Raw genomic sequence first — 1,997 nt, 5'->3', positions numbered from 1 at the left:
CTGACCGGCACTGGCCACTTCCAGGTCAATGCGGGTTCGGATCGGGTGAGCGAGGTGTCGTTTGCCGACATCAGCGAGCAGCCGGCCCTGACCGCGTTGGGCCAGAGCGTCAAATACGAGCTGGTCGACGGCGATGCCAGCATCCCGGGCAATCAGGTGCTGAAAGGCTATGTGGAAGTCAATGGCCAGCGCGTCGAGGTGCTTCAGGTCGAACTGGTGGGCAAGCTGGACAACGCCGCCAGCAACGGCTTTGACTATAAGGTGACCCTGTTCGAGGGGGTTCACCAGAGCGGCAACACCGCGACCGACCTGCCGTTCAAGCTCAACATCGTCGACAGCGACAAGGGCAGCGGCAACAACGACAGCACCACGGGTACCCTCAACATCCGCATTTCGGAAGGGGCCAACCCGACCCTCACCCTGACCGGCGTGACGGTGAGTGAAGGGCGCTTCGATGGCGCCGGCAACAACCAGACCGGCGATGATCAGCATGCCACCGGCACCCTGACCATCACGGCGGACTCCGATCCCGTGGTGGACGTGCGGCTGACCCTCTCGGGCCAAGTTGTGGATGGGAGTGGCAAGGCCATCACCCACAACGGTGAGACCCTCACCTGGCAAGAGGTGGCGGGCAGCAACGGCCACAGCTTCCAGGCAGTGACTGCGAGCGGCACCCTGGTGCTGACGGTGACCCTGCCGAGCGTGCCGGGGCGCATCGAAGCCCACACCCAGGCAACCCTCGATTACCAGGTGAAGGTGCACACCAACCTGGATCATGGGGTGAGTGATAACCTGAGCCTGAATTTGCCGTTCAAGGTGACCGACAGCGATGGCTCGCTGATCACCGGAAACACCACGGCGGTGATCACCGATGCCGTCGATCCTCACCTTGGCATCGACAGCGGGGTCACCTTGCAGGAAGGGGCCTCTGGCCAGACCCTGGATGGCCAGTTGCCGGTGAGCGTGGGCAGCGATCGCCTGGTGTCGCTCAACTTCGAGGCGAACCAGCCTGGCCTGAATGGCCTCACCAGCGGCGGCAAGCCGACCCACTATCAGGTCAACGGCAATGTCATCACCCTGCAGGATGCGGGTGGCAAGAGCATCCTGACCGTGACCCTGGACTTGGACGGCAAGTACCATGTGAAGCTCGACGGCGTGCTGGATCAGCCGGTCAATACCGACAGCGTCAACCTGGGGCTGCAGGTGCAGGGCACCGATTTTGACGGTGACCGAAGCAACCTCGGCACCCTCAACATCGCCATCACCGACGGCGCCTTGCCCCAGGTCGATCCGGTTTCCCTCACCCTGGTGGAGGACAGCGACTGGAGCGCGGCCCAGACCCTCAGTGGCTCCCTCAATATCACCGCCGGCACGGATCCTTTGGCCCATATCGGCTTCGATGCCAGCCAGCCCGGCCTGCAGGGGCTCACCAGCGGCGGCCAGCTCGTGGTCATCAGTGTCAGCGGCAACAGCATCAGCGGCGCCGTCAACGGCCAGAACGTCTTCACGTTGACGCTGGATCAGAACGGTCACTACGTCTTCACCCTGAACCAGCCGCTGGATCAGGGGAGTGCAGACAGTCTGCTCAAGGCGGGCTTTACCCTGACCGACAGTGACGGAGATAAAGTCTCCTCCACCCTGAGCGTGGCCATCGGCGATGGGGCCAATCCGGTCATCAGCGCCGTGACCGGCACCGAGATGACGGAGGCGAACCAGGGGGCGAAGGATGTGGTGAGCCACATGAGCTTCACCGTGAGCCACGGGGCTGATGCGCTCGACACGAGCAGCCTCAAATTCGATATCGCCGCCATTCAGCAGAGCCTGGATGGCAAGTACAGCAGCCACGGCAGCCCGGTTACCTTCACCCTGGACGCCAACGGCGAGCTGGTGGGGACCAGCGCGGACGGCCGCGAGGTGCTGCGGGCCGAGCTGGATTTGGTGGAGAGCAACGGCAACTGGAGCGTCACCGCCAAGGTGACCCTGGGGGCCGAGCTGGA

1 pseudogene is annotated in these 1,997 nt (G+C 63.7%); it reads left to right on the top strand.

Annotated elements, in window-relative coordinates:
* A pseudogene (locus AB5Y70_RS07500) lies at positions 1-1,997 on the top strand (type I secretion protein); the annotation flags it as partial.

Source organism: Aeromonas sp. s1(2024) (genome assembly GCF_040908005.1).
GTDB lineage: Bacteria > Pseudomonadota > Gammaproteobacteria > Enterobacterales > Aeromonadaceae > Aeromonas > Aeromonas caviae.
Note: the sequence above shows the minus strand (reverse complement) of the source record. Positions and strands in the feature narration are given on the sequence as shown.